The 209-nt window shown below is 44.5% G+C and carries 1 rRNA gene; it reads left to right on the top strand.

From position 1 onward, the window contains the following. Positions 1–127: 127 nt before the first annotated feature. A 23S ribosomal RNA gene (locus LRL21_RS45480) occupies positions 128–209 on the top strand; the annotation flags it as partial.

Consider the following 209-nt stretch of genomic DNA (forward strand, 5'->3'; position numbering starts at 1 on the left):
GTCAAGCTTGTTCCTTGAAAACTAGATACCGAAACGAAACAAATGTTTAGAGCAGCGTTACTTAACTTCGGTTGAGTAACAAATCCAAATAGATCTATCCTAACGGATAGGACTTATTAGCGGAATTGGTTAAGCTAATAAGAGCACACGGAGGATGCCTAGGCACTAGGAGCCGAAGAAGGACGTGGCGAACGACGAAATGCCTCGGG

This window comes from Paenibacillus periandrae, assembly GCF_022458865.1.
GTDB classification, from domain to species: Bacteria; Bacillota; Bacilli; order Paenibacillales; family NBRC-103111; genus Paenibacillus_S; species Paenibacillus_S periandrae.